Annotated in this window: 1 protein-coding gene; it reads right to left on the bottom strand. The window is 36.2% G+C overall.

Going from position 1 to position 677, the window contains the following annotated elements; all coding sequences use genetic code 11:
* The coding region (locus GB932_RS22175) for a S46 family peptidase (protein ID WP_197517216.1) at positions 1-677 on the bottom strand (677 nt) is incomplete at both ends.

Raw genomic sequence — 677 nt, 5'->3', positions numbered from 1 at the left:
ATCAGCATACTGACCGAAATCTTTAAGGTTGTAAAGATCAATTACTCTTTGAGGAAGATCAAATTCTTCATCACCTTTCTTGTATTTTCCAACAAGACCAGTCATATCTGTATAGTAGTTATCCGTAATACCGAAGTAGTTTCTGTCATTTCTGATAGGTAATTTATCTACAGTACCGTAAGTTAATCTCATTGTAGAGTTAGCATCCGGGTAGAATTTCTTCTCAGGCATAGCTTTCATTAAACCAGCTAAGAACATACGGTTCTTTTTAGCAAAATTATCATCTACGTTGGCATATCTTTCAGTGCTCATTTTTTGATCAGCAACAATTCCGTTAGCAGCTTTCCAAAGTGGATCAGCATCAAGTTTCAATGCATCCGGGTGTAATAAGAAGTTCGTTGCAGAAGTTTTGTTAGCGAAGATAGAAGAATAAGCCAAGTTAGAAATTGTTTTAGCATCTAATCCTAAAATAGTAGCAGAAGCAATTTCTTTGTTAGTAACTCTCATCTGATATAGGTTTACCATAGAAGAAAGCATTTCTCCTTCTAAAGATGGATTGAAGTTTTCATAAGCAGCTTTAATGGCAGCTTCAGTTTTAGCTTTCATCGCTAATCTTCCTTGCATGTCCTGAGCGGCATACGCCTTAAGAACAGATCCTACTTGTAGAGCAAGAGATA

It is taken from the genome of Microbacterium karelineae (assembly GCF_009745985.1).
Taxonomy (GTDB): domain Bacteria; phylum Actinomycetota; class Actinomycetes; order Actinomycetales; family Microbacteriaceae; genus Microbacterium; species Microbacterium karelineae.
The sequence above is the reverse complement of the archived record's forward strand: the minus strand, read 5'-3'. Positions and strand labels throughout refer to the sequence as shown.